We start from the raw sequence: 2,931 nt of genomic DNA on the forward strand, positions 1-2,931 counted from the left end.
CCCCGACGCGCCGAACTGGGTGTTGCTCGCCCTCGCCGGGCTCTGGGTGGTGATCGACACCGTCTGGTACCTGCTGGTGGTCGCCCTGCTCACCCGTGTCATGGGTTGGCTGCGGCGCACCGAGGTGCGGACGCGGCTGGAGCGGTTCTCCGGCGCGGTGCTGATCGCGCTGGGTATCCGGCTCGCGCTGGAGGCTTAAGCCAGGGCCCGCCACGGCAGGTCCGGCAGGGCGGCCATCTCCGCGTACGAACGCACCGACGACAGTTCGTCCTGGCGCCCGGCCAACAAGAAGGTGCGCACCCGCTGGGCCTGGACCTTGCCGACCGGTTCGCCGGTGAGCAGGAACGGCAGCGACAACCGCCAGTAGGACACCTGGCTGTCCCGCCTGCGGTGGGCGGCGCGCAGACCGGCGACGGTGACGCGCAGGCAGTGCTCGTTGTACGTCATCCCGGTCGGCATCGCGGCGTAGTCCCACGCCCACCGGGCCTGGTCGGCGCCCGCGCAGGACAGGCACCCGCTGTCGCCGGTCCCCAGTTCGGCCCGGCACGTCGGGCAGACGGTGAGCCGCAGCGCCCAGTCGGTGCAGGTCCAGGCGAAGGTCCCTGGTTCGGCGCCGAACACGCGGGCCACCAGGTCCCGCTCCTCCGGGTCGCCCGCGACGACGCCCTCGGTGTCGAGCAGCGCGGCCCAGTCCGCCTTCCAGTACGCGTTGACACGCTCCGTGCACGTGGCGCACACCAGGTAACCGCGACCCACCAGTTCCCCGCACGACGTGCAGGGAACGGCCGAGTCAGGTCGTCGGAGGCGCCGGGCTCCAGGCGGGTACGGCTGCGGCATGTGAGGAAGATTAGTGCTCGGTTGGCAACGCCGCGTCCGCCGACTAGGTTCGAGTAGACAACTGCACAAAAGAACGCGGGAGCTCGCGCCATGGCGGGCTGAGAGGGCGGCTGGTGTCCACGTCTTGGACCCGGTGCCGCCGACCGATGAACCTGACCGGGTAATGCCGGCGTAGGGAGGATTTCCGTTGACCGCTCTTGACGACCGTTCCGTGCGGCCCGCCGTGACCACCGGCCCGATCATCGGGTCGCACAAGGCCTACCGGGACGTGGGCGATGGCCTGCGCATTCCGATCCGACGCGTGGACCTCACCAACGGTGAACACGTGGATCTCTATGACACCTCCGGTCCGTACACCGACGACAACGCGACCATCGATGTCCACAGTGGACTCGAGAAGCTGCGGGAGAGCTGGATCGCCGAGCGCGAGCCGGTGAACGGCGCGGTGACCCAGTTGGCGTATGCCAAGGCCGGGATCATCACCAAGGAGATGCGGTTCTGCGCCGAGCGCGAGGGCGTGAGCCCCGAGTTCGTGCGCCACGAGGTGGCCATCGGCCGGGCGGTCATCCCAGTCAACCGCAAGCACCCCGAGTCCGAGCCCGCCATCATCGGCAAGAAGTTCCTGGTCAAGATCAACGCGAACATCGGCAACTCCGCCGTGTCGTCGTCGATCGAGGACGAGGTCGACAAGATGGTGTGGGCCGCCCGCTGGGGCGCCGACACGATCATGGACTTGTCCACCGGCAAGCGCATCCACGAGACCCGTGAGTGGATCATGCGCAACTCGCCGGTCCCGATCGGCACCGTGCCGATCTACCAGGCCCTGGAGAAGGTCGACAGCGACCCGTCCAAGCTCACGTGGGAGATCTACCGCGACACGGTGATCGAGCAGTGCGAGCAGGGCGTCGACTACATGACCGTGCACGCGGGCGTGCTGCTGCGCTACGTGCCGCTCACCGCCAAGCGGGTCACCGGCATCGTCTCGCGCGGCGGGTCGATCATGGCCGCGTGGTGCCTGGCGCACCACAAGGAGAGCTTCCTTTACACGCACTTCGAGGAACTCTGCGACATCCTGCGCGAGTACGACGTCACCTTCTCCCTCGGTGACGGCCTGCGCCCCGGCTCGATCGCCGACGCCAACGACGAGGCGCAGTTCGCCGAGCTGCGCACGCTGGGCGAGCTGACGCACATCGCGCGCGCCAAGGACGTCCAGGTGATGATCGAGGGCCCCGGCCACGTGCCGATGCACAAGATCGCCGAGAACGTCCGCCTCGAAGAGGAACTCTGCGGTGAGGCGCCGTTCTACACCCTCGGTCCACTCGCGACGGACATCGCGCCTGGGTACGACCACATCACCTCCGCCATCGGCGCGGCGCAGATCGGCTGGCTGGGCACCGCGATGCTCTGCTACGTCACGCCGAAGGAGCACCTGGGCCTGCCCAACCGCGACGACGTGAAGGTCGGCGTGATCACCTACAAGATCGCCGCGCACGCCGCCGACCTCGCCAAGGGCCACCCGCGCGCCCAGGAACGTGACGACGCGCTGTCCAAGGCGCGCTTCGAGTTCCGCTGGCAGGACCAGTTCAACCTCTCGCTCGACCCGGACACCGCGCGCTCGTTCCACGACGAGACGCTGCCCGCGGAACCCGCCAAGACGGCGCACTTCTGCTCGATGTGCGGCCCGAAGTTCTGCTCGATGAAGATCACCCAGGACGTGCGCAAGTACGCCGAGGAGCACGGCCTGTCCTCCGTGGAGGCCATTGAGGCGGGCATGGCGGAGATGTCGAGCGAGTTCGTCGACCACGGCAAGCAGGTCTACCTGCCTGTCGTCGACACGAAATAGCCGGAGAGCACACACTGTGATGACTCCGCCTCGCACACTGACCATCGCCGGATCCGATTCCGGTGGTGGCGCGGGCATCCAGGCCGACCTGCGGGCGTTCTTCGCCTGCGGGGTCCACGGGATGACCGCGATCACGGCTGTGACGGTGCAGAACTCCCTCGGCGTCACGGGAGTCCACACCATCCCGCCCGAGGTGGTGGCCGCGCAGATCGAGGCGGTCGCCACCGACATCGGCGTGCAGGCGGCGAAGA

General features: G+C 68.3%; 3 protein-coding genes and 1 pseudogene. 3 read left to right on the forward strand and 1 reads right to left on the reverse strand.

The genetic code is table 11. The features are described 5' to 3' along the window. Positions 1-199: pseudogene (locus tag ACRDSQ_RS10000) on the forward strand (LysE family translocator); the annotation flags it as partial. Here the strand turns inward: ACRDSQ_RS10000 and ACRDSQ_RS10005 are convergent. Further along, on the reverse strand, positions 196-756 hold the full coding sequence (locus tag ACRDSQ_RS10005; protein WP_431420568.1) for a hypothetical protein: 561 nt from the start codon (positions 754-756) through the stop codon (positions 196-198). The pseudogene ACRDSQ_RS10000 and the gene ACRDSQ_RS10005 sit on opposite strands and share 4 nt — an antisense overlap. Positions 757-1,024: 268 nt before the next feature. Here ACRDSQ_RS10005 and thiC point away from each other — a divergent pair, with 268 nt between their 5' ends. Both thiC and ACRDSQ_RS10015 read left to right on the forward strand, forming a co-directional pair. Continuing rightward, entirely contained in the window at positions 1,025-2,680 is a 1,656-nt protein-coding gene (thiC, locus tag ACRDSQ_RS10010; protein WP_431420569.1) for a phosphomethylpyrimidine synthase ThiC, read from the forward strand. Positions 2,681-2,699: 19 nt separating this feature from the next. Beyond that, positions 2,700-2,931 (forward strand): bifunctional hydroxymethylpyrimidine kinase/phosphomethylpyrimidine kinase (locus ACRDSQ_RS10015; RefSeq protein ID WP_431420570.1); only part of this gene is annotated, 232 nt, incomplete at its 3' end.

This window comes from Actinokineospora sp., from assembly GCF_050699995.1.
In the GTDB taxonomy this organism is placed as follows: domain Bacteria; phylum Actinomycetota; class Actinomycetes; order Mycobacteriales; family Pseudonocardiaceae; genus Actinokineospora.